This is a genomic window from Pseudoclavibacter sp. RFBA6, assembly GCF_002931575.1.
Classification (GTDB): domain Bacteria; phylum Actinomycetota; class Actinomycetes; order Actinomycetales; family Microbacteriaceae; genus Pseudoclavibacter; species Pseudoclavibacter terrae.
On record NZ_PSUA01000017.1, the window covers coordinates 163210 to 183593 of the forward strand.

Genomic DNA, 20384 nt, shown 5'->3' on the forward strand with positions numbered 1-20384 from the left:
GGAGTCTCTGCTGGTGATCGGCGGGATGCGGGTGGTCAGAGTCCGACGCTCGGTCGTCGACGCTCAGTCGTCGATGACGATGCCGGCGCGGGTGACCTCCCGCGCCTCGGCCGCCGCGAGGGCCTCTGGAACCTGGTCGAGGGTGTAGTCGGCGTCCACGAGCGACTCCCAGGGGAACTGCGGCGTCGCCTCGATGAAGCGCACCGCCTTGCCGAGCACCTCGAGCGGGTAGCGGATGGCGGCGCGGATCTGCACGCCGGTCCTGGTGAACAGTCCCGGGTCGAAGTCGGTGAACTTGTTCGGCGAGATGTTGCCGATCTCGACGACGATGCCTCCGGATCTCGCCGAGCGGACGGATTCCGAGAACGCGGATGGCACGCCGGTGAGGTCGATGACGACGTCGCCACCGCCGCCCGTCGCGTCGCGGACGAGCTGCACGCGAGCGGCCCCGTCTGCCTCCTGGGAGAGATCGATCGTGTGGTGCGCGCCGAAGTCCTTGACCTTCTCTAGACGGCTGGGGGTCATCTCTGCCACGAAGACTTCAGCACCGAGTACCGAGGCGACGGCGGAGGCGCAGACGCCGAGCCCTCCTGCGCCGAAGATGACGACCTTGTCGCCGTAGGAGACCTCACCGAGGAGGCAGCCGTAGTAGACCTGCGAGAGGGCGCAGTTGGCGGAGGATGCCGCCTTCGACGAGACGCCGTCCGGCACCTTGTAGACGGCCTGGTTCGGGCCGACCGCGTAGTGCGTGCCGAAGGTGCCGAAGAAGTGCGGGGCCTCGTCGGCCTGTTTCGACCAGCCCGTGTAGGCGTTACGGCAGATGTTGCCGTGCCCGTTGTTGCATTCGGGGCAGCGGCGGCACGCCTGGAAGTAGGTCGCGACCACCCGGTCGCCGACGGCGAGAGGCTCTCCCGCGAAGTCGGTCGTCACGCCGTCGCCGAGGGCGGCGACCCGGCCGACGCCCTCGTGCCCCATGACGCAGCCGGGGCGGACCAGGGGGTGGCTGCCGTGGAGGATGTGCACGTCGGATCCGCACACGTTGGCGCGGATCATGGCGAGCACGAGCCCTCCGGGTACGGGCGAGGGAACTTCGTAGGAGCGGGACGCGGTGCGGTCGACGTCCTCGAGGATCGTCGTCGTGCCCTGCGCCTGCTGCGCTTCGGCCTGGTCGTGCGTTGAACCTGTCGCGGTCATGCTCCGGCACCTCTCCTGGTGGGTGTGCTCGGCGTGGAGGCGTGCGGTTCCTGCGTGAGCGTTGCGGCGGCGGCCGTCGCGGAGGCGACGGATGCGCCGATGTCGTCGCCAGCGCGCAGCGGGCGGCCTTGGAAGATCCCCTCGTGCGCGAGGATCGGGCGGCGGTCCCCGGCGAGCTCCGGGTACTTCGCCTCCAGCTTCTCCCGCTTCTCGATCTTGGACCGCCAGTGGGCGACCGCCTCGGGGCGGCCGCGGTCGATGCCCTGCCAGCTGTGCGGCATCTCGGCGCGGCTGGGTCCCGCGTCTGCGGCGCCGCCGATGCGGACCGCGGAGGGGACCCGGCTCGTCGGCGTGCCGCATCCAGGGCAGACCGGGTTGTCGGCCAGCATCGATTCGATGCCGGCCTCGAACCGGTGCCCCTCCTGGCAGCGGAAGTCGTAGAGGATCATGAGTAGAACCCGTTGGGCGCGAACGTGAGCTCCTTCTTCTGCTCCTCGTCGTGGCCGAAGATCACCTGCGCGTCGGTCTCCTGCGCGATGCGGTGCAGCTTCTCGACCGACTCGAGCCAGGCGAGGTTGTTCCACACGATGGCCGCCCCGACTGCGGGTGGTCCCCAGGAGTCGGCGAGGTACACCGCGTCCGAGGTGAAGATCTTGGTGCCGTCGTTGGGCAGATCGACTTTGAGGGACATGGTCCCCCAGGTGTGGCCGGGCGTCTGGATGACGCTGACGCCTGGCAGGATCTCGTCGTCGCCGGCGATGCCGCCGATGTCGAGGCCCTTGAAGTCGTCGGGGATGTGGGCGCCCTGGTTGTATCCGGTGATGCTGGCGACACCGTCGAGCTCGGCCTGGCTGGTGACGATGCGCGTCTTGCCGTTGTCGAACATCCTGGCGTTGGCGGCGTGGTCGAAGTGCAGGTGGGAGAGCACGAGGATGTCGATGTCGTCCGGGGTGAGCTCGAGCTGCTTGAGGCTCGAGTCGAGGTAGCCGGTGTCGGCTTCCGGGTCGTCGATGACGGGGAAGAACTCGTCGAATCCGGTCGGCGCCCAGTGCTCGGCCCAGTTGCGGGGCACGCCCGTGTCCCAGAGGATGCGCCCCTCCGGGTGGTCGATGAGGACCGCGTGCGTCGGCACCTGCCCCCAGGCGCGTTCGTCGTGGCGGTGCTCCCGGGTCTTGATGACCCTGCCTGGCTTCAGGAGCAGCCAGGTGAGGTCGGCTTCCATGGTTCCTGACTCCAGGATGTGGAGCTTGATGTCGTTCGTCATGTGCCATCTCCTTTGATTGGCCCAACGGGGGGAGGCGCTCGGGCTCTGCGGGTGACGAGCTTGCGGAGCGCTTCCCGATCACCGTAAGCGAATATATTCACGTGGTCAACGTCTTGTAGCTGGCTTTCAGCCTTGCTACGTTTGGCGCACGCTAAAAATATTTGAAGGTCTGTCGCTCAGAAGAGCGGTGTGCCCATCGATCGAAGGAGAGCAGCCGTGACCAGCCTGACTGCCAGCGACGACAGGACCGCCCTGCGCGAACGAACCGAAGCGGTCTGCGAGCGCTTCGGCGACGCCTACTGGCGAGAGACCGACCGCGAGCGCCGCTACCCGCAGGAGTTCGTGGATGCGATGGGAGCCGCGGGCTTGCTGTCGGTCATGATCCCCCGCGGATACGGCGGAGGCGGCTACGGCATCGACGCGGCAACCGGCGTCATGGAGGCCATCAATCGGTCCGGCGGGCACTCCGCCGCCTGCCACGCGCAGATGTATACGATGGCCGCCCTCCTCCGCCACGGCACCGACGCGCAGAAGGACCGCTACCTGCCGGGCATCGCCGACGGCAGCATCCGCCTCCAGGCGTTCTCGATCACCGAGGACGCCGGCTCGGACACGCTCGCCATCACGACGACGGCGACCCGCGTCGGCGACGACTACGTTATCGACGGCCACAAGACCTGGACGAGCCGCTTCGAGGAATCCGACCTCGCCCTCGTGCTCACCCGCACCTCGGAGACGCCAAAGGGCACAACGGACGGCCTGACGCTGTTCCTCCTCGATCTGCGTGAGATCCGCGAACAGCAGCCAGGCGCCCTCGTGGTCACACCGGTCCGCACGATGTTCAACTACGCCACCAACCAGGTCACCTACCGAGGGGTCCGCGTGCCCGGCGACGCCGTCATCGGACGCGTAGGCAACGGATTCCGCCACGTCCTCGACGGTTGGAACGCCGAGCGCATCCTCCTCGCCTCCGAAGCCATCGGCGACGGCTACTGGTTCATCGAGCGGGCCGTCGCCTACGCCAAGTCGCGCCAGGTCTTCGGGCGGCCCATCGGCGCCAACCAGGGCGTGCAGTTCCCCATCGCGGACGCCTACATGAAGGTGCGCGCGGCGGAGCTGATGCGGGACGAGGCGACCGCACGCTTCGACGCGGGCGAGCCCGCAGGCGCTGAGGCCAACATGGCGAAGCTGCTCAGCTCCGAAGCATCCTGGGCGGCCGCCAACATGTGCCTCGACACGCACGGTGGCTACGGGTTCGTCGACGAGTACGACGTCGAACGCAAGTTCCGCGAGACGCGGATGTTCTCCGTCGCCCCTATCAACAACAACCTGGTCCGCAGCTTCGTCTCCACGAAGGTGCTGGGGCTGCCGAAGTCGTACTGAACCGAGCCCGGAACGGGCCCAAGCATCCACCGCATGTCCCGACGAAGGAGTCAGCATGAACATCCAAGGAGCGGTCCTCGAGGAGATCGGCCTGCCACGGCCCTACTCGGAGTCGAAGCCGTTGAAGATCGTCGACATCGAACTCGACGATCCGGGACCAGACGAGGTCCTGATCCGCATCAGAGCGGCTGGGCTCTGCCACTCCGACCTGTCCGTCGTCGACGGGAACCGGGTCAGGCCGACGCCCATGCTGCTCGGCCACGAGGCCTCCGGCATCGTGGAGAAGGTGGGCGCGAACGTCACCGACCTCGAGATCGGGGAGCAGGTGACGACCGTCTTTCTCCCCCGCTGCGGCGAGTGCGACAACTGCAGGACCGACGGAAAGCTGCCGTGCACTCCCGGCAGCGTCGCCAATAACGCCGGATACCTCGTCGGCGAGCACTTCCGGCTCCACCGCGACGGGGAGGACGTCTTCCACCACGTCGGCGTCTCCGGGTTCGCGACGCACGCCGTGCTCAACCGCCAGTCGGTCGTCCCCATCGGACACGACGTGCCGCCGGAGATCGCCGCCGTGCTCGGCTGCGCAGTCCTCACCGGCGGCGGCGCGGTCATCAACGCCGGGAAGCCGCAGGACGGCGACGCCGTCATGATCGTGGGACTCGGAGGAGTCGGGATGGCTGCCCTCCTCACCGCTGTCTCGCTGGAGAAGGGCAAGGTCATCGGCGTCGACGCGAACCCCGAGAAGCTGACCCGCGCCCTCGAGCTCGGCGCGAGCGAGGTCTACACACCGGCCGAACTGGCCGAGAACGGTGTGAAGGCGCCCATCGTCATCGAGGCGGCCGGACACCCCCGCGCCTTCGAGACGGCAGTCGCAGCCACCGGCGTCGGCGGCACGACGGTCACCGTCGGCCTGCCCTCGCCTGACGCCCGCTCATCCATCGCGCCGCTCGGGCTCACCGGAGAGGCGCGGACCATCGTCGGGTCCTACCTCGGGTCAGCCGTGCCCGCGCGCGACATCCCCGTCTACGCGCAGCTCTGGCGCGACGGGAAGCTGCCGGTCGAGGAGCTCATCTCCGGACGCATCCGTCTGTCGGAGATCAACGACTCGCTCGACAAGCTCGCCGACGGGCAGGCCGTGCGACAAGTCATCATCTTCGACGAGTGACCCGACCCCCTGCCGGTCCCGCGAAACGCAGAGGGGCCTGTCGTCGTCGCACCTCACGGTCGACGACCACAGGTCCGCTCTCGGCGTGCGGGATGCCTCTCGCCTCGCGCAGCGCAGTGCGCTCCAGCGCCGACCGGTTCCGCGTCATCCCGCCCCGTGCATCGAGTACGTGGCCATCATGACGGCGACGGGCACGTGATCACCCACGAGCATCAATGGCTCCGCCCCGTCGAACTGCAGCACCAGCGACCGCTCACGCAGCGACGGGTAGCTCGCGACGACGCCCGAGTACCAGAACGACAACCACCGCCCACCCGCAAAGCACACGAGGCGCTGGTTCGAGACGAGGACACGAGCGGTCTGCCACTCGCGCCACTGCTCCGCGGCTTCCATCTGAGCTCGAGATCGCGCCGAGGCGTTGCCCATGGCGGTCACCGCGAGACCAGCCACGACGAAAGCCGGGTGGCCGAAGAAGAAGCCTGAACTCGTCGAGTACGCGACGTCGCGGCCGTAGTACCGCGCATAGGTCGCCGGCGCGTCCTGGAAGAACACCTCGCCGTCCGCGGCTCCGAAATCCCAGACATCGATGGTCTGCGGAAGGCGTTCATCGAGCAGCTCATCTCGGAAGCGGAGCGCGGCCGCAAGCCGGTCATGCGAGTACCGCTGATTCTCGAGCTGCGAACGCTCCTTGCGCGTGTAGTTGCCTTTGCGGTGCCTGCTCTCTCGTCGATTCGCAGCCGCCCCGCGAGGCGACGCCCGCCCGAGTCCGAAGAGCAGAAGTACTGCGAAGAGAACGCTAGCCCAGAACAGCAGCGCCAGGCCGAGACCCCTGAGTGTCCGGGCGACGTCATCTTCCGCGTACGGACCCCCGTCATACCCGGTGAAGGCCAGGGCGACGACAGCCGCGGTGAGCGCATGCGTTCCGGCCAGCGCAAGCAGCGGCAGCGCCCAACGTCCTCGCCTCCGCAACTTCTCGGCGTTGCTGGATTTGGTGGCGCCTGACTCAGTACGAATCCGGGATGCCCACCGACTCTCCATGGCGTGCAGGAGGTCGACGCGGACGACGTACGTCGACAGGATCACCAGCGCGAGCAGCGCGGCGGGGAGGAGCAGGAAGTACGCGAGCGTGGCGAAGCTGAACGCGACCTCGTCTGCCCCAGGACCGAGGTGGAGCCCCTCGAGCAGCTCAGGCGCGGTGGCCAGCCCGAAGATGACCAGGGCGACGAGCATCCCGAGCCAGATGAAGCGACCGACCTGAGAGCCTCGTTTCGACGTCATCCTGCCAACGTACGACCGCCCGCCGACGTTCGGCCAGGTCAGTCCTCCCCGCTCCGTCGCAGAAGCGGAAACGGCACCCGAATGCGGGTACGACGCCGACCTCAGGCGGTGACGCCGACCTCGCCGGTCACCGGCGCCGCCTCCGCGGCGCGCTTGTTGGCGCGGGCGCCGAGCGTCGCACGGAACCACAGCGCACCCGCGACGGCGAGGCACACCATGAACGCGCCGAACGCGCTGACGACCGGCACGAGCGCCTCGCTCGGTCCCGCGACGAACGGCATGAACGCGACGACGAAGAAGGCGACCACGGCGATGGCTGGCGAGAAGAGCAGGGGCAGCGTCCAGGTCTTGAAGAGCGGCGTCTCGCGGAGCGCGATCCACCCGAACGTCGTCCCGACGGCGTAGACGGCGTAGACGATGAGGCCGACGATGAAGACCAGCAGCACGAACGGCACGAGCGTGCCGAGGAAGAACTGGTAGGCGTCGCGACCGAACAGCACCATGACGTCGTCGCTCGCGACCGGCGCGGACGTGAGCCTCCGGAACGAGAGGGCGATGACGCCGACGATGCCGAGCACGGCGACGACGGGCGCGGCGATGAGTGGCAGTATCCAGCGCAGGTGCTCCATGCCGCTCAAGATAAGCGCGGATGCGGACAGGCGATGTGCACGACGCGCCCGAGTTACCCACCAGAGATGTACGGCACCACGCAGCCGCTCCCCGCGCATTCGCTGCCCCTCGCCCCTGCCCCCGCCCGCATCCACCACGCGAAAAGTGAGCCAGGCGCAGGCTCCAGCGGGCTGGAGGATGCATCTGGCTCACTCTTCGGCCACGGCCAACCGGGGCTCGGGCTGCAAGCAGCGGGGTTGCCTCCTACTCCACGGCTGCCGTGTGCGGCGTCGTCGACTGCACGTTGAGCGAGTCGCCATCGCTCGCCACGACCACCGAGACGGTGTCGCCGTCGCGCACGGTGCCCGCGAGGAGCGCCCTCGCGAGACGGTCGTCGATCTCGCGCTGCATGAGGCGCCGCAGCGGCCGGGCCCCGTAGATGGGGTCGTAGCCGCGCTCGGCGAGCCACGCCCGCGCATCGTCGTCGACCTTGATCGTGAGCCTCCGCTCACCGAGCCTGCGCTGCAGGCGGTCGATGTAGAGCGCCACGATCTGCGCGAGCTCGTCCTGCGAGAGCGCGCTGAACACGACGATGTCGTCGAGGCGGTTCACGAACTCCGGCTTGAACGACTGCCGGACAGCCGCCATGACCCGGTCCTCTCGCTCCTCCTGAGAGAGCAGCGGGTCGATGAGGAACTGCGAGCCCAGGTTGGAGGTGAGGATGAGGATGACATTGCGGAAGTCGACCGTGCGGCCCTGACCGTCGGTGAGCCGCCCGTCGTCGAGCACCTGCAGGAGGATGTCGAAGACTTCCGGATGCGCCTTCTCGACCTCGTCGAACAGCACAACCGAGTACGGCCTGCGCCGCACGGCCTCGGTCAGCTGTCCGCCCTGCTCGTAGCCGACGTACCCCGGAGGGGCGCCGACGAGCCTGGCGACGGAGTGCTTTTCCCCGTACTCGGACATGTCGATGCGGATCATGGCCTTCTCGTCGTCGAACAACAGCTCGGCGAGTGCCCTCGCGAGCTCCGTCTTGCCGACTCCGGTGGGGCCGAGGAACAGGAACGAGCCGGTGGGGCGGTCGGGGTCCGCGATGCCCGCGCGGGTGCGGCGGATCGCATCCGCCACCGTCGCGGCGGCCTTCTCCTGCCCGACGAGTCGCTTGCCGAGCTCGGCCTCCAGGTGCAGGAGCTTCTCCATCTCGCCCTGCAGCAGCCGCCCGACGGGGATGCCCGTCCACGCGGCCACGACCCCGGCGATGTCCTCGGCCGTGACGTGGTCGTTGACGAGCTTGGGTCCGCCGTCCTCGGTGGCTTCGGCCTCATGCAGCTGCTTCTGAATGCCAGGCAGCTCACCGTAGAGGAGGCGCGACGCGAGCTCGAGGTTGCCCTCGCGCTGCGCCCGGTCGGCGCGCATGCGGATGTTGTCGAGCTGCTCGCGCAGCTCGCCGATGCGGTTGAGGGAGGCACGCTCGACGTTCCAGCGCTCCTTCAGCTCGCCGAGGCGCGCGTTCTTCGCATCGAGGTCGGCGCGAAGCGCGGCGAGGCGCTGCTTGGACGCGTCGTCGTGCTCCTTCTTGAGCGCCAGCTCTTCGAGCCGCAGCCGGTCGACCTGCCGCTGGAGCGTGTCGACCTCGACGGGCGAGGAGTCGATCTCCATGCGGAGGCGGGACGCGGCCTCGTCGATCAGATCGATCGCCTTGTCCGGGAGCTTGCGGCCGGTGATGTAGCGGTTCGAGAGGGCAGCTGCGGCGACGAGCGCCTGGTCGGCGATCGACACCTTGTGGTGCGCCTCGTACCGCTCCTTCAGGCCGCGGAGGATGGCGATCGAGTCCTCGACGCTGGGCTCGCCCACGAACACCTGCTGGAAGCGTCGCTCGAGCGCCGCATCCGACTCGATGAACTGGCGGTACTCGTCGAGCGTCGTCGCGCCGATGAGGCGCAGCTCGCCGCGAGCGAGCATGGGCTTGAGCATGTTGGCGGCCGAGATGCTCGACTCGCCGCCGCCGGCGCCCATGAGGGTGTGCAGCTCGTCGATGAAGGTGATGATGCGACCGTCGGACTCGGTGATCTCCTTGAGCACGGCCTTGAGGCGCTCTTCGAAGTCGCCTCGGTACTTGGCGCCGGCGATGAGCGCCGACATGTCGAGGCTCACGAGCTCCTTGTCTTTGAGCGACTCGGCGACGTCGCCGGCGACGATGCGCTGCGCGAGGCCTTCGACGACCGACGTCTTCCCGACGCCGGGCTCGCCGATCAGCACGGGGTTGTTCTTCGTGCGGCGGGTCAGCACCTGGCTGACGCGGCGGATCTCGGAGTCACGACCGATGACCGGGTCGAGCTTGCCCGAGCGGGCGATGTCGGTGAGGTTGATTCCGTACTGTTCGAGTGCGCTCTTGGCCTCTTCGTCTGGTGCCTGAGCGCCTTGCATGTTTGCCATGGGGCTCCTTCGAGAACGTTGCTTGCGACTCAGATCGTTAAAAGTTGAGTCGAGTTGGCTCAAGTTTAGGGCCTGACGCGCGACAGTGCCACTGGAATGCGCTTCGCTCAGTCAACTCCCAGCGGGAGTTGAGCGCGCGTTCTGTGCCCGTGACCTGGACTTCTCTGGACGTGGCAGAGTTTCCTGCATGGCCGATGCCCGTGAAGAATCCGCACTCCCCGTTCACTCGCTCCGGGTCGGCAGCGTGGAGCTCCTGGGCGAGACATTCTCGGTCGTGAAGGCGGGCGGAGCCGAGGTCGTGCGCGCGGCTGGTTTCGGCAGCCCGAGCTCGCTCGCCTACTCGGCCTTCGGGCGACAGGCCGAGCTGCTCGCGGTGCGGGAACTGGGCGACGACGACACCGCACTGGCCGCCGTCCACGCCTATGACGACGGCGACGCCTCCCTGCTCGACGAGGTCGACGTGCACCAGGACGGGACCGAGCTGCGACGCGCCATGTGGCGGGCGGCGAGGCTCGTCGAGCCGGGCACCCTCGCCAGCTACGGCGACGTGGCCGCGATCGCCGGGCATCCACGTGCCGCCCGCGCGGCCGCGAGCGCCTGCGGGGCCTGCCTCGTGGGACTCTTCGTGCCCGTCCACCGCATCGTGCGCGCGAGCGGGAAGCTCGCGGGTCATGCGGATGACATCGCCGTGCGTCAGGCGCTCATCGACCACGAGCGGGCGATGGGGATGGGCCGCTGACGGTCAGGAGGGGGCGGCGGTCGACCTGCGCGCGTGCAGCACGGGCAGGACGCGTGTGCGCTGGACCGGGCGGCTCGGCCCCTCATCGAGACGAGACACCATCGTCTCGACGGCCAGGCGCCCGATGTGCTGCTTCGGGGGACGCAGTGCCGTGATGGGCGGCTCGGCATTCTGCGCCACCTCATCGTCGTAGGCGATGATCGCGAGGTCTTCCGGAATCGACCAGCCATGGTCGCGGGCGTATTGCTGCAGGAGCACCGCCTGAGGATCCGAGTGGATGAGCAGGGCGCTCACCGAGGCCCGGCGACAGTCGTCGAGCACTCGGGCGATGAGCTCCTCCCTCGCCTGTCCGTCCATGGCGTCGAGGTTCGCGTCGACGTCGACGTCCGTCTCGAGGCCGAGCTCCGTGACGGCAGCGCTCCACCCTTGCCGGAGCTGCGCTGAGGTGGGAGAGCCGGCCGACGTCAGGATGCCGACACGACGGTGTCCGAGCGCCGCAAGGTGCTCCGCAGCGAGGGAACCGCCGAAGACGTGGTCCGTGGTGACCCACTCGAGACTCGTGAGCGAGCCGACAGCGGCGGCATGGCGTTCCGCCAGCACGACGGGCACCGGAAGGGACTCCAGCCAGTGCAGGAGCGCCCAGCCGTCGGGGCCGCTGGTCTCCGGCGCCGCGATGATCCCGTGCAGGCCTCCGGATTCGACGAGAGACGAGATCTGGCGACGCTGATCGTCGACGGAGTAGCTGGCACCGCGCAGCACGAGCTGCACGCCGAGGTCGGTGGCCGCTGCTCGCGCACCGACGATGACCTGGGGCCAGTAGTAGCTGAGCGACGGGGTCACCATGCCGACCCGGAAGCGGATGGGGGTCGCCTGTGCGGCAACGGTCGGCACCGACGTGTCGAGGCGACTCCGCAGGGTCGCACCGCCGTGGACCCTGGTCAGGAGGCCACGATCGGAGAGGTTCGTGATGTCGCGCCGGATCGTGAGCTCGGACACCTCGAGCTGCCGCGCGAGCGCGGCCACGCGAACCGAGCCCGCACGGCGGAGCTCGCTGAGGATGCGTTCGCGTCGCGTGAGACCGAAGGGCGGCATGTCGTCCACAGCCCTGAGCGTACAGAGGTGTTCGCTTCAGGTCGAGCATGAACGATCCTGTTCGTTTTGCTGGCGGTTTCCCCGGGCCCCCTCCAAGATCAGCTCGGAAGCACACAGTCGTGCCCGCCGCGCACTCGTCCGACGAGGCAGCGGACAGCGCACAGAACGGAGAGCGCACATGCCTCAGGACCAGCGGCTCGGTCGAGTCTCGAGCACCCCGAGAGCTCGCAGGAGGCGGATGAGCCTCACCCTCATCGCGGCGACGGCGGCGGCGATGATCGCCCCGGTCCTCGTCTCACCGACACCTGCCCAGGCCGCAGGATCAGACCCGGTCTCGGTCACCATCGACGGCGCGGACGTCACGGCGGCCGCCGAGAACGTGAACGGGCTCACCTTCAAGGGCTTCGGCGTCCTCACCGCCAACTCGACGAGCGCGCTGCTCCTCGACTACAAGGCGCAGCATCCGGAGAAGTACTGGGAGCTCATCGAGACCCTCTTCGGGGGCGACCGCCCCATCATGAACACCATCAAGATCGAGATGGGCAACGACCGCAACACCTCCACGGGACCGAACCCGTCGACGATGCGCACGCGTGACGAGTACCCCAACGTGAAGCGCGAGCCCGGCTTCCAGCTCGCCGCCGACGCGCAGCTCGTCGCACACGGCGACGTGCACGTCAGCATCCTGCGCTGGAACCGGCCGGCCTGGGCCACCGACCACGCCGCCCAGTACATCTGGTTCAAGAACACCGTGCTCGCCGCCTACCGCGAATACGGGATCATGGTCGACTCGATCAACCCGGACGCCAACGAGACGCGTACCCCCGAGATCCAGCTGTACAAGGACTTCTCCGGCTGGCTCCGCGGCGACGAGAAGGGCTACGAGGGCACGAGCTCGGCAGACCCGAACAGCGGCTTCGCCTCGGATGAGGAGCGGGACCTCTACCGATCCATCGAGACGGTCGCCGCCGACACGGTCGGCACCCCGCCAGTGTCCTTCGGCAACGAGATGATGTCCCCCACCGATTCGTCGCTGCGCGACGCGGTGGACGTCGTCGGCTTCCACTACTCGAGCGCCGACGACAGCGCCGGCAACCTCAAGAAGGTGGCCGAGCAGCTCGACAAGGAGGTGTGGAACTCGGAGGGCCAGTCCACGTTCTCCAACTCGGCCGACCGCCCGAACAACACCAACAGCGACGAGCGGGGCGGAACGGGCACCGGATTCGGCGGGCCGAACAGCGCTCTCGAGATGGGCAACTGGGTGACGACCGGGTTCGACGAGTCGCGACGCACCCTCAACATCTTCCAGCCCGCGATCGGCTCGTTCTACGACGGGTTCCAGTACTCATCCAAGGAGCTCGTGAGCGCTCGCGACCCGTGGTCCGGCTGGCTGTACTACGACGGCGGTCTCGCCATGATCGAGCAGTTCACCAAGTTCGCGAAGCTCGGCTGGGAGAACGACGACAACACCGCCGGCATCTGGCGCGCCATCCCGCAGGCCTCCGACAGCCAGCTCGGGAAGGGCAACCCCCCGGACGGCGCACGTCTCGGAGGGGCGTCCTTTACGACCCTCGCGGCTCCAGATGCCAGCGACTTCTCGACCGTCATCATCAACGACAGCAGCTTCACGAAGAGCTACCGCATCACGGCGAAGGACATGGCCCTGGGCGCAGACCGCACGGCCGAGCTCTGGGAGACTCGCGCCGCGGATGCCGGGCAGGCGTACAACGCCAACTACCTCGCACCCGTCGGGGAGATCGAGCCGAACGGGGACGGGCTCTACACCGTCGAGGTCAAGCCCTGGTCCTCGATGACCCTCACGACGCTCGACCAGGCGACAGCAGCCGCCGACGGCACGCTCACCGCCAAGGACGGCTACGCGAGCGCGCTGCCCACGTCCCCCGAATACACGGACCCGGCCGGCGGCCGTGACGTTCTGGACACCGACTCGACCGGCGCCCAGAACGGTGTCGCCGACGACGCGTTCCTCTACGCCGACGACTTCGACTACGCCAGCACCGGCAACATCAGCGGCTACGACCCGGCCACCGGATCGCTTGTCGACTCCGGGGAGTCATTCCTGGACAGCCGCGGCGCCAAGGAGAAGCCGAGCGGGACGCCAGCCCTGCAGCCAGAAGATCAGGGCGTGACCCCCCGGTACACGAACGACACCAACGGTGCATTCGAGTCTGTCGCCACGGCCGATGCCACCCACGGCCGCGTGCTCAGGCAACAGGTTGGCCCAGGCATGGCCGGCGGCGCCTGGAACAGCGGCGACCCCAAGACGACGATCGGTGACGCCCGGTGGGCGAACTACACCGTGTCGGCCGACGTGCTCTTCGAGGCCGCGGGGGCGCAGTACGCCACCATCGGCGCCCGAGAGCAGGGCGGCACGGCGAACGGGCAGAACGTCTCGGCAGCCGAGCTGAAGGTCGAGCCCACCGGAGCGTGGACCTTCACGCGCTACGGCACGACGCTCTCCACGGGCACCGTGGCAGGCAACGCAGACGTCGCGTTCACTGCGGGCGCGGGCGTCTGGAACACCATCGCCGTGACCGTCGCCGCCGACACGTACACGGCGTCGATCAACGGCGTGCAGATCGCCACGTACACGGATGCCGCACCGCAGGCCACGGGGCGCATCCAGCTCGGATCCAGCTTCAACTTCGTGCAGTTCGACAACCTGAAGATCCAGACGCTGCCCGGATACACGCCATACGCCACACAGATCATCGATGGGATGCACCAGAGCAGCTGGTCGAACACGTCGACGCCGGTGCTCGAGTTCGACGCCAACTGGAGCCACGTCAACGGACAGGGCATGTTCGAGTGGCAGCGAACCGCATCCAAGAGCACCGCCAAGGGCGCCGCGCTGAGCTACTCCTTCATCGGAACGGGCCTGGACATCATCGGCTCCAACCCCGGAACTGCAACGCTTGATGTCGAGGTGGATGGAATCCCCGTCGTCCTCGGAGCCCCGACCTGGAGCGCGGGCAGCGCCCGAACGACGTTCACACTCCGCGGCCTCGCCAACGGCGCCCACACGGTCGTCGTCAAGACGGCCAACGACAGCTCGATCAACGTCGACTCGGTCGCCACGATCAGTGCCGTCGCGGATTCGGCGCGAGTCGACACGGGAGCACTCACCGAAGCCGTCTCCAGCGTCGCGCAGCTCGTCGAGGCGGACTACGCACCCCAGTCATGGGCCCCGTTCGCTGCCGCTCGGACGGCGGCGCAGTCCGCGATCACCGACCCGCTCGGGTACGGACTCGACGTCGAAGGGGCGACGGCGATCGAAGCGCGACTCGCATCCGCGACTGACGCGCTCACCCCCAAGGATGTGAGCGCCGACGTGACCGACCTGGGTTCCGTCGCCATCACCGCCGACGAACGTGCCCTGCCCGGTTCCCTCACGCTCTCGGGGACCGAGGCGGAGGTCATCTGGACTGCCGCGTCGAACGCCAGCGCGAAGACCACGGGTGAGCTTGCGACCTTCACGGCCACCGGCCGGACCGCGGAGAAGACCGAAGCCGGCGTCTACCAGCGGTTCTCGGCGAGCGTGCTCGTCATCCCCGCGGACCTCGACTACTTCATCGACTCCGGCTCGAGCGGGTCGGCAGCGGGTTCAGCTCATGCGGCCGCAGCGGCCGTCTCGCCCAAGCTCCGCAACGAGACCGCCGACCAGAAGTGGGACGGCGCGGCCTCAGGCAGCACGTGGGGGTACGCGACCGCGGCGACGACGCTCGCGGGCGGCACGCCGCAGGACTGGGGATCGTCGTACATCGGTGCCGACTTCAACAAGCCCGTCACCTACTCCCTCACACTCCCCGCCGGTTCCTACAACATCGTCGGAGTGCAGGCTCCACGTGCGGGACTCACGACGAACCTGTCCGCGAAGCTCACCGCGAACGGTGAGACCACCTCGAAGACGGCAGTCTCGACAGGGGCGGCGACGCCGATCGCGCAGACGCTCACGCTCGACGAGGAAGCGGTCGTCCAGCTGGAGTTCGGCACCAACGGGACAAGCGGGTACAACGCGCGACTCGCGCTCGTCTACGTGCAGACGCTGCCCCGGGACCTCGGCGTGCAGGGGGTGCTCGACACCGACGACCCGCTCCCCGCCACGGTGACGGTCGCAGATGCCGAACGTGCCGTCACGTGGGAACCAGCCGCCCACGAGCAGGCCCGCACCGAGTACGAGACGATCACAGCGCAGGGACGCCTCGACGACAGTGACGCACCGGTCGTCGCGCAGTACGAGATCGTGCCGCCAGGGCTCGTCTACTTCATCGACGCCGGGACGAACGGTGTCGCCTCACCGCAATACGCGGCAGTGTCAGGCGCCGTCGAAGAACTGCGCAACGACAAGGTCGACCAGGTCTCCACGTCAGCCGAGCAGTGGGGACATGTCGCCGACGGCATGAAGCTGAAGACCGGGACCGACATCAAGGACAAGTACTCGACGGGCCTGTACCAGGACACCACCAAGCTGAGCTACCGGCTCCCGCTGGAACCCGGCACCTACACGCTGACCGGCGGCTTCACCGAGTGGTGGAACCTGAGCAGGACCATGTACCAGACCGTGTCGGTCAACGGCACGGAGCTCGCGAAGGGAAGCATCCCGCTCTCCGGTTCCACACCCAAGCTCTCCGCAGGACTGACCTTCACGCTCTCGGAGGCGGCCACGGTCGACTACCTCGTGACCAACGAGGGCGCCGGCGGCGAGAAGCCCGTCATCTCCTGGCTGGCAGTCGCCGACGAGACGCTGCCCGGCACCCCGCAGAACGCGGTCGCAGCGCCGGCGGGCGATACCGCCATCACCGTCTCCTGGGACGGCCTCGAGGACACCGGTGCGGGGTTCACCGGCTACCGCGTGTACGAGGCGGGTGGTTCGGACCCGGTCTGCGAGACAACCGAGACCAGCTGCACCGTCGAGGGACTCGCTCCCGGCTCGACGCACTCCTACGAGGTGACCGGCGTCAACGCCTCCGGGGAAAGCCCCCGCTCGGCCGCGACCGCACCCGTGACCCTGAGCGAAGCGCCCACGGACGACGGCGCGACGAAGGCGCCGGGCAAGGGCGTGCTCTCCTCCAACGACGGCTGGAACACCGGCCTCCGCGACGGCGAGTTCCAGCTGACCATGAACCTCTGGTGGGGCGAGAACGGCTCCGTCTTCCGCCTGTACCAAGACGGCCAGCTGGTCAGCACGACACCGCTCACCATGAACTCGCCGGCGGCACAGTCAGCTGCCGTCGACATCGCCGGTCTGAAGAACGGAACCTACGTCTTCACCGGTGAGCTGGTGAACTCGAAGGGAACGACCTCGACAGAATCGCTCACGGTGACGGTGACCAACGCCTCCCCCGGCGCACCGTCCCTCTCCTCGGACAACTGGGACGGCGACGGCAGCTACACCGTCACCGCGAACCTCTGGTGGGGTACCAACGCCACCTCCTACCGGTTCCTCGAGAACGGTGTCGAGGTGGGCGCCGGCACGCTCACCGCAGCGAGCCCCGCAGCCCAGAAGGCGGTGCTGGACGTCGCCGGCAACCCCCCGGGGCAGTACGAGTACACGGTCGAGTTCATCAACGCCGCCGGCACCACGGTGAGCACGACGCACACGGTCTCGGTCACGAAGTAGCTGCGCACTGGGCGCCGCGTCGGAGGTGGATGCGGCGCCCAGCCAGCGGTACTCGAGGACGAGCGCAAGGCCCTCGACGGGATCGCATTTCCTCAGTCACTCGCCGCGCCCCTTCGATAGCGTGGTCATCGACCAAACGGCTCATCGTGCTGACCGAAGAGCGATCCGACAATGGAGGCGTCGATGCCGAAGGACCGCAACCGCACAGGCATGTTCGCCGTCCTCACGGCCGCCCTGCTGCTCATCGGAATAGTGGCAGCTGCTGCGCTGCTCGGTACTCCGACTGGGTGGGTGATCTTCATCGCCCTTGTCGGGTTCCCTCTCGTCCTGGCGCCGGCCGCGCTGCTTGGCCTTCGCTGGGGTGACGCCAGGATGGCGAAGGCTGGGCCGGGTGTTCTCACTGCTCTGGGCCCAGGTGAGATCCGCGAAATGGATGTTCCTGACGTACCGATCACAACACTCGGCTGGCGCGCCACCCTGGAGCATCTCCCACCTCTGCTGCCACCAGCGCGCAGGCGCGCCCTGATCATCGCAGGGCTCCTCGGCGCGGGCGCGGGCGTCTGGATGACCCTGGGCCTCACCGATGCTCCCGAACCCTGGCAGACGGGCCTCGGTGCCGCGCTTTTCGGCGTGACCGGAGCACTGGTCCTCCCACTCGTGCTCCTGCTCGCCTGGCTGGCTATCGCTCACCGGGACGCGACGCTCGATCGCAGCACACGAAGACTCCTCGAGCAGTCCATCAATCCCGCGAATGATCGCATACGCATCAATACCGCCAGGCTCGAGGAGCTGCAGGCAGGTATCGATCAACGACGTGCGGTCTACCCACTGCTCGTCCCCATCGCGGTCAGCGCGACCGTTGCGGTGGTCGCGGCCATCGGCGCTCAGCTCGCTCTTTCGGGCGGCGAAGAGTTTCCGCGCATGGCGTCGTTCGCGTCTATGACGCTGATGCTCTGGCTGGGCCTCTCGAGCTTCGGAAAAGCGGAGCAGATCGCCGTCGCTCTGCGGGAGGTTCGGTCGAGCGGAGGTGCCGGCTGACGCGGACGTCTGGGTTCAGTCCTCGCGAATGAAGCGGGCTTCTCCGGCCGACGTCGGCATCACGATCTCTTCACCTTCGATAGTGAGGTCCGTGAAGCCGCTGTAGAGCAAGTCCTCTACCTCGTGGAGTTTCGGATCGCAACCCACCTCCGTCGCTGACCAGGAGCCTATTCGGATCGAGTTGCCTCGCACAGAGTAGCCACCACCTGCACCGTTGCAACCAGCTCCGGTAAAGGCGTACTCGTCGGTGAACTCGATCGTCGCCATCGCGAACTCGGGAGGGACACCAGCCGGCGATTGACTCACCGCCCAGGTGCCGACCAGCTCCGCTTCAGAGATCGCCGGGGCAGCACAGCCTGCAGGAGCGAGGGCGACGAGGGCAAGAAACGACAAGGCCACCCGAGCGCAACGGGGCGTGGGTTGACTGTGCACGATTTCTCCGATCTCCGCCGGCTTCCGCCGCTCATCCGCTCGTCCTCACCTTACGGAGAGTCCCTGCTCTCGGTCATTAAGGGCTGCGCATCCTCAGGAAGGTGCGACCTCCGCCGCGTCGCGACTAGCTGTAGTCGAGGCGCAGCCGTAGGCGCTCGCCGACCTCGAACTGCACATCGTCGAGTTTCAGCGGGTCGAGCTGAAGGTCGCGCAGGTCGATCGGGTCCTTCAGCTCTTCGCGGACCTGCTTCCGCACGGCGAGCAGCAGCAGGCCGATGATGGGGTTGTGGCTCGTGAGCGCGGGCTTGAGCAGCCGCAGCTTGAGGTCGTCGCCGAGCTGAGCCTCCGTCGTGAAGAGCAGACTGGCCCCCAGCAGACCGCGCTTGACCTTGCCCGAGACGTGCACGTGCACTCCGCGAGGCCCGGCCTGCGTCAGCCCGACCTCCAGGCGCGGCACGCTGAACCCCTGGCTGGCGGCCGACTCCTGCACCAACTTGACCACGGCGTCCGACACCGCCTGCTGCTGCGCCGAGAGATCGATCGACAGGGCATCGACGGGGAAGACCGTCACGGCCTCACCCCCGGCCGTGCCGCGCTTGAGCGCGAGGGCCAGCTGACCGAGATCGTCCTCCGCCCAGTCGACGTGCACCCCGGTCGCCGTGACCGTCGCATCGACGTCGACGTCCTGGATGCGGATGGGGAGCGCACGCGCACGCACCTCGGCGACCTTCGCATCCGCCCTCGATACCTCGGTGCCGAACGCAGGGAAGTCGGGCGTCGGCGGGGTGTCCACGACCGTCGGATCGAGGGTCACCTCGAGGCCGGTGAAGTCGAGGTCGAGCCCCACGAGGTCGCCGGCGAGAGGATGCGCGGTGACGCGCGCCGCATCGAAACCGCGCACGTCCATGGTCGGGTCGAGGGCGAAGATCGGCGGAACCGTCTCGCGCAGGAAGCGCTCGAGCACGGCAGCCGCCTCGTCAGGCGTGGTCGGGCGGGAACCGGATGCGACGACCAGCGCCTCGAGCTCGGACTCGGGAGAAGCACCGTCTTCTGGGACCTGCTGGGGAGTCTCCATGCCCTCAACCCTACGGGCGGAGCCTCCCGCGACCCTGGCCGAGCGCCAACACCAAGTAGGATCGATGCTCGACGCGACCCAAGCGGACGCGACAGTTCACTCCGGCTCGACGAGCCCGAGCACCACTCTCGAGAGAAACGCAGCTATGGACAGCAAATTGATCGCGTGGAACGGCGACGTGCAGCCAGAAGCCGTCGACATCCTCACCGGAGACGGCGGACTCGTCGTCGTCCCGACGAAGGTCGGCTACATCATCATGACCTCCGACAAGGAGGGACTCGAGCGCAAGTTCGAGGCGAAGGAGCGCAACCGCAACAAGCCGGGCGTCGTGCTCTGCGGCTCGCTCGAGCAGCTCCGTGCGCTCGCGCAGCTCACGCCGGAGATCGACGCGTTCTACGAGCGCCACTGGAACGACGACATCCTCCTCGGCTGCATCCTGCCCTGGAAGGAAGAGGCCGTCGCCGCCCTCCCCGATGACGGCACCAAGGAGCTCATGATGGACGGCCGCGGCACGAGCTGCTTCGTCATCAAGTTCGGCGTCCCCGGCGAGAAGCTCGCGAAGGAGCTCTACGAGAAGCACGGCCGCTTCGCGTTCGCCAGCTCCGCGAACCCGTCCGGCAAGGGCAACCGCGGCCTCGTCGAGGGCATCGGCGAGCGCATCCACGACCGCGCCGACCTCATCATCGAGGCCAACGACTACGTCGCGTCGATCCAGCCGGAGGCGACGACGGAGACGCGCCACGAGCAGGGCGTCATGATCTCGATGGTGGACGCCGACGGCACCCTCATCCCCGAGCAGGGCGGCCAGCGCTCGATCTCGCCGGCGCCCGTCGTGATCCGCAAGGGCCTCGACATCAACCGCATCATGGCGATCCTCGCCGAATCGTTCAACAGCTGGGACTTCCGCCAGGGCGAGTACTACTGATTCTGGCTCGCGCCGGGGGCTGACCACCTCCTGTGCCTCGGCAGATTCACGTCGTGGATTGTCGGACGGGCTCGCTACGCTTTCTGCGTGCGAGCCCGTTCTTCGTTAGCTGA

The 20384-nt window shown here is 68.0% G+C and carries 15 protein-coding genes; 6 read left to right on the top strand and 9 right to left on the bottom strand.

Annotated features, from left to right (window positions below):
• Window positions 1–63: 63 nt before the first annotated feature.
• From C5C17_RS18085 to C5C17_RS18095, 3 genes are read right to left on the bottom strand one after another with little or no spacing between them, the layout of a single operon-like run.
• A complete protein-coding gene (locus C5C17_RS18085; protein WP_104254781.1) occupies window positions 64–1194 on the bottom strand; it encodes a zinc-binding dehydrogenase in 1131 nt (376 codons plus the stop codon).
• The gene (locus tag C5C17_RS18090; RefSeq protein WP_181028670.1) at window positions 1191–1643 is read right to left on the bottom strand and encodes a zinc ribbon domain-containing protein; all 453 of its coding nucleotides are present in this window, start codon (window positions 1641–1643) and stop codon (window positions 1191–1193) included. The genes C5C17_RS18085 and C5C17_RS18090 overlap by 4 nt, the downstream gene beginning before the upstream one ends.
• Entirely contained in the window at window positions 1640–2458 is an 819-nt protein-coding gene (locus tag C5C17_RS18095; protein ID WP_104254782.1) for an N-acyl homoserine lactonase family protein, read from the bottom strand. The genes C5C17_RS18090 and C5C17_RS18095 overlap by 4 nt, the downstream gene beginning before the upstream one ends.
• Before the next feature lie 216 nt (window positions 2459–2674).
• Between C5C17_RS18095 and C5C17_RS18100 the strand changes: the two genes are divergently transcribed.
• The gene (locus tag C5C17_RS18100) at window positions 2675–3841 is read left to right on the top strand and encodes an acyl-CoA dehydrogenase family protein (RefSeq protein WP_104254783.1); all 1167 of its coding nucleotides are present in this window, start codon (window positions 2675–2677) and stop codon (window positions 3839–3841) included.
• A gap of 55 nt (window positions 3842–3896) precedes the next feature.
• Window positions 3897–5006: an alcohol dehydrogenase catalytic domain-containing protein gene (locus C5C17_RS18105; protein ID WP_104254784.1), complete on the top strand. Its 1110-nt coding sequence runs from the start codon at window positions 3897–3899 to the stop codon at window positions 5004–5006.
• Window positions 5007–5150: 144 nt separating this feature from the next.
• Here the strand turns inward: C5C17_RS18105 and C5C17_RS18110 are convergent, their stop codons facing one another.
• The 3 genes from C5C17_RS18110 to C5C17_RS18120 form a co-directional block, all read right to left on the bottom strand.
• On the bottom strand, window positions 5151–6284 hold the full coding sequence (locus C5C17_RS18110; RefSeq protein ID WP_104254785.1) for a hypothetical protein: 1134 nt from the start codon (window positions 6282–6284) through the stop codon (window positions 5151–5153).
• Between the two features lie 101 nt (window positions 6285–6385).
• On the bottom strand, window positions 6386–6913 hold the full coding sequence (locus C5C17_RS18115) for a hypothetical protein (RefSeq protein WP_104254786.1): 528 nt from the start codon (window positions 6911–6913) through the stop codon (window positions 6386–6388).
• A 244-nt stretch (window positions 6914–7157) separates the two neighbouring features.
• On the bottom strand, window positions 7158–9329 hold the full coding sequence (locus C5C17_RS18120) for an ATP-dependent Clp protease ATP-binding subunit (protein ID WP_104254787.1): 2172 nt from the start codon (window positions 9327–9329) through the stop codon (window positions 7158–7160).
• A 187-nt stretch (window positions 9330–9516) separates the two neighbouring features.
• Between C5C17_RS18120 and C5C17_RS18125 the strand changes: the two genes are divergently transcribed.
• Window positions 9517–10068 (top strand): methylated-DNA--[protein]-cysteine S-methyltransferase, encoded by a 552-nt coding sequence (locus tag C5C17_RS18125; protein WP_104254788.1) that lies wholly within the window; start codon window positions 9517–9519, stop codon window positions 10066–10068.
• 3 nt (window positions 10069–10071) lie between these two features.
• Here the strand turns inward: C5C17_RS18125 and C5C17_RS18130 are convergent, their stop codons facing one another.
• The gene (locus C5C17_RS18130; protein ID WP_104254819.1) at window positions 10072–11160 is read right to left on the bottom strand and encodes a substrate-binding domain-containing protein; all 1089 of its coding nucleotides are present in this window, start codon (window positions 11158–11160) and stop codon (window positions 10072–10074) included.
• Between the two features lie 238 nt (window positions 11161–11398).
• Here C5C17_RS18130 and C5C17_RS18135 point away from each other — a divergent pair, with 238 nt between their 5' ends.
• Window positions 11399–16801 (top strand): fibronectin type III domain-containing protein, encoded by a 5403-nt coding sequence (locus C5C17_RS18135; RefSeq protein ID WP_146079226.1) that lies wholly within the window; start codon window positions 11399–11401, stop codon window positions 16799–16801.
• 183 nt (window positions 16802–16984) lie between these two features.
• Window positions 16985–17839, top strand: a complete 855-nt coding sequence (locus C5C17_RS18140) for a SoxR reducing system RseC family protein (RefSeq protein WP_146079227.1) — start codon at window positions 16985–16987, stop codon at window positions 17837–17839.
• A 15-nt stretch (window positions 17840–17854) separates the two neighbouring features.
• On the opposite strand, the gene C5C17_RS18145 is transcribed toward C5C17_RS18140, so the two are convergent.
• The gene (locus tag C5C17_RS18145) at window positions 17855–18271 is read right to left on the bottom strand and encodes an META domain-containing protein (protein WP_181028671.1); all 417 of its coding nucleotides are present in this window, start codon (window positions 18269–18271) and stop codon (window positions 17855–17857) included.
• A gap of 124 nt (window positions 18272–18395) precedes the next feature.
• Window positions 18396–19346 (bottom strand): hypothetical protein, encoded by a 951-nt coding sequence (locus tag C5C17_RS18150; protein WP_104254792.1) that lies wholly within the window; start codon window positions 19344–19346, stop codon window positions 18396–18398.
• Between the two features lie 145 nt (window positions 19347–19491).
• Here C5C17_RS18150 and C5C17_RS18155 point away from each other — a divergent pair, with 145 nt between their 5' ends.
• The gene (locus tag C5C17_RS18155; RefSeq protein WP_104254793.1) at window positions 19492–20271 is read left to right on the top strand and encodes an L-threonylcarbamoyladenylate synthase; all 780 of its coding nucleotides are present in this window, start codon (window positions 19492–19494) and stop codon (window positions 20269–20271) included.
• The last annotated feature ends 113 nt before the right edge of the window (window positions 20272–20384 follow it).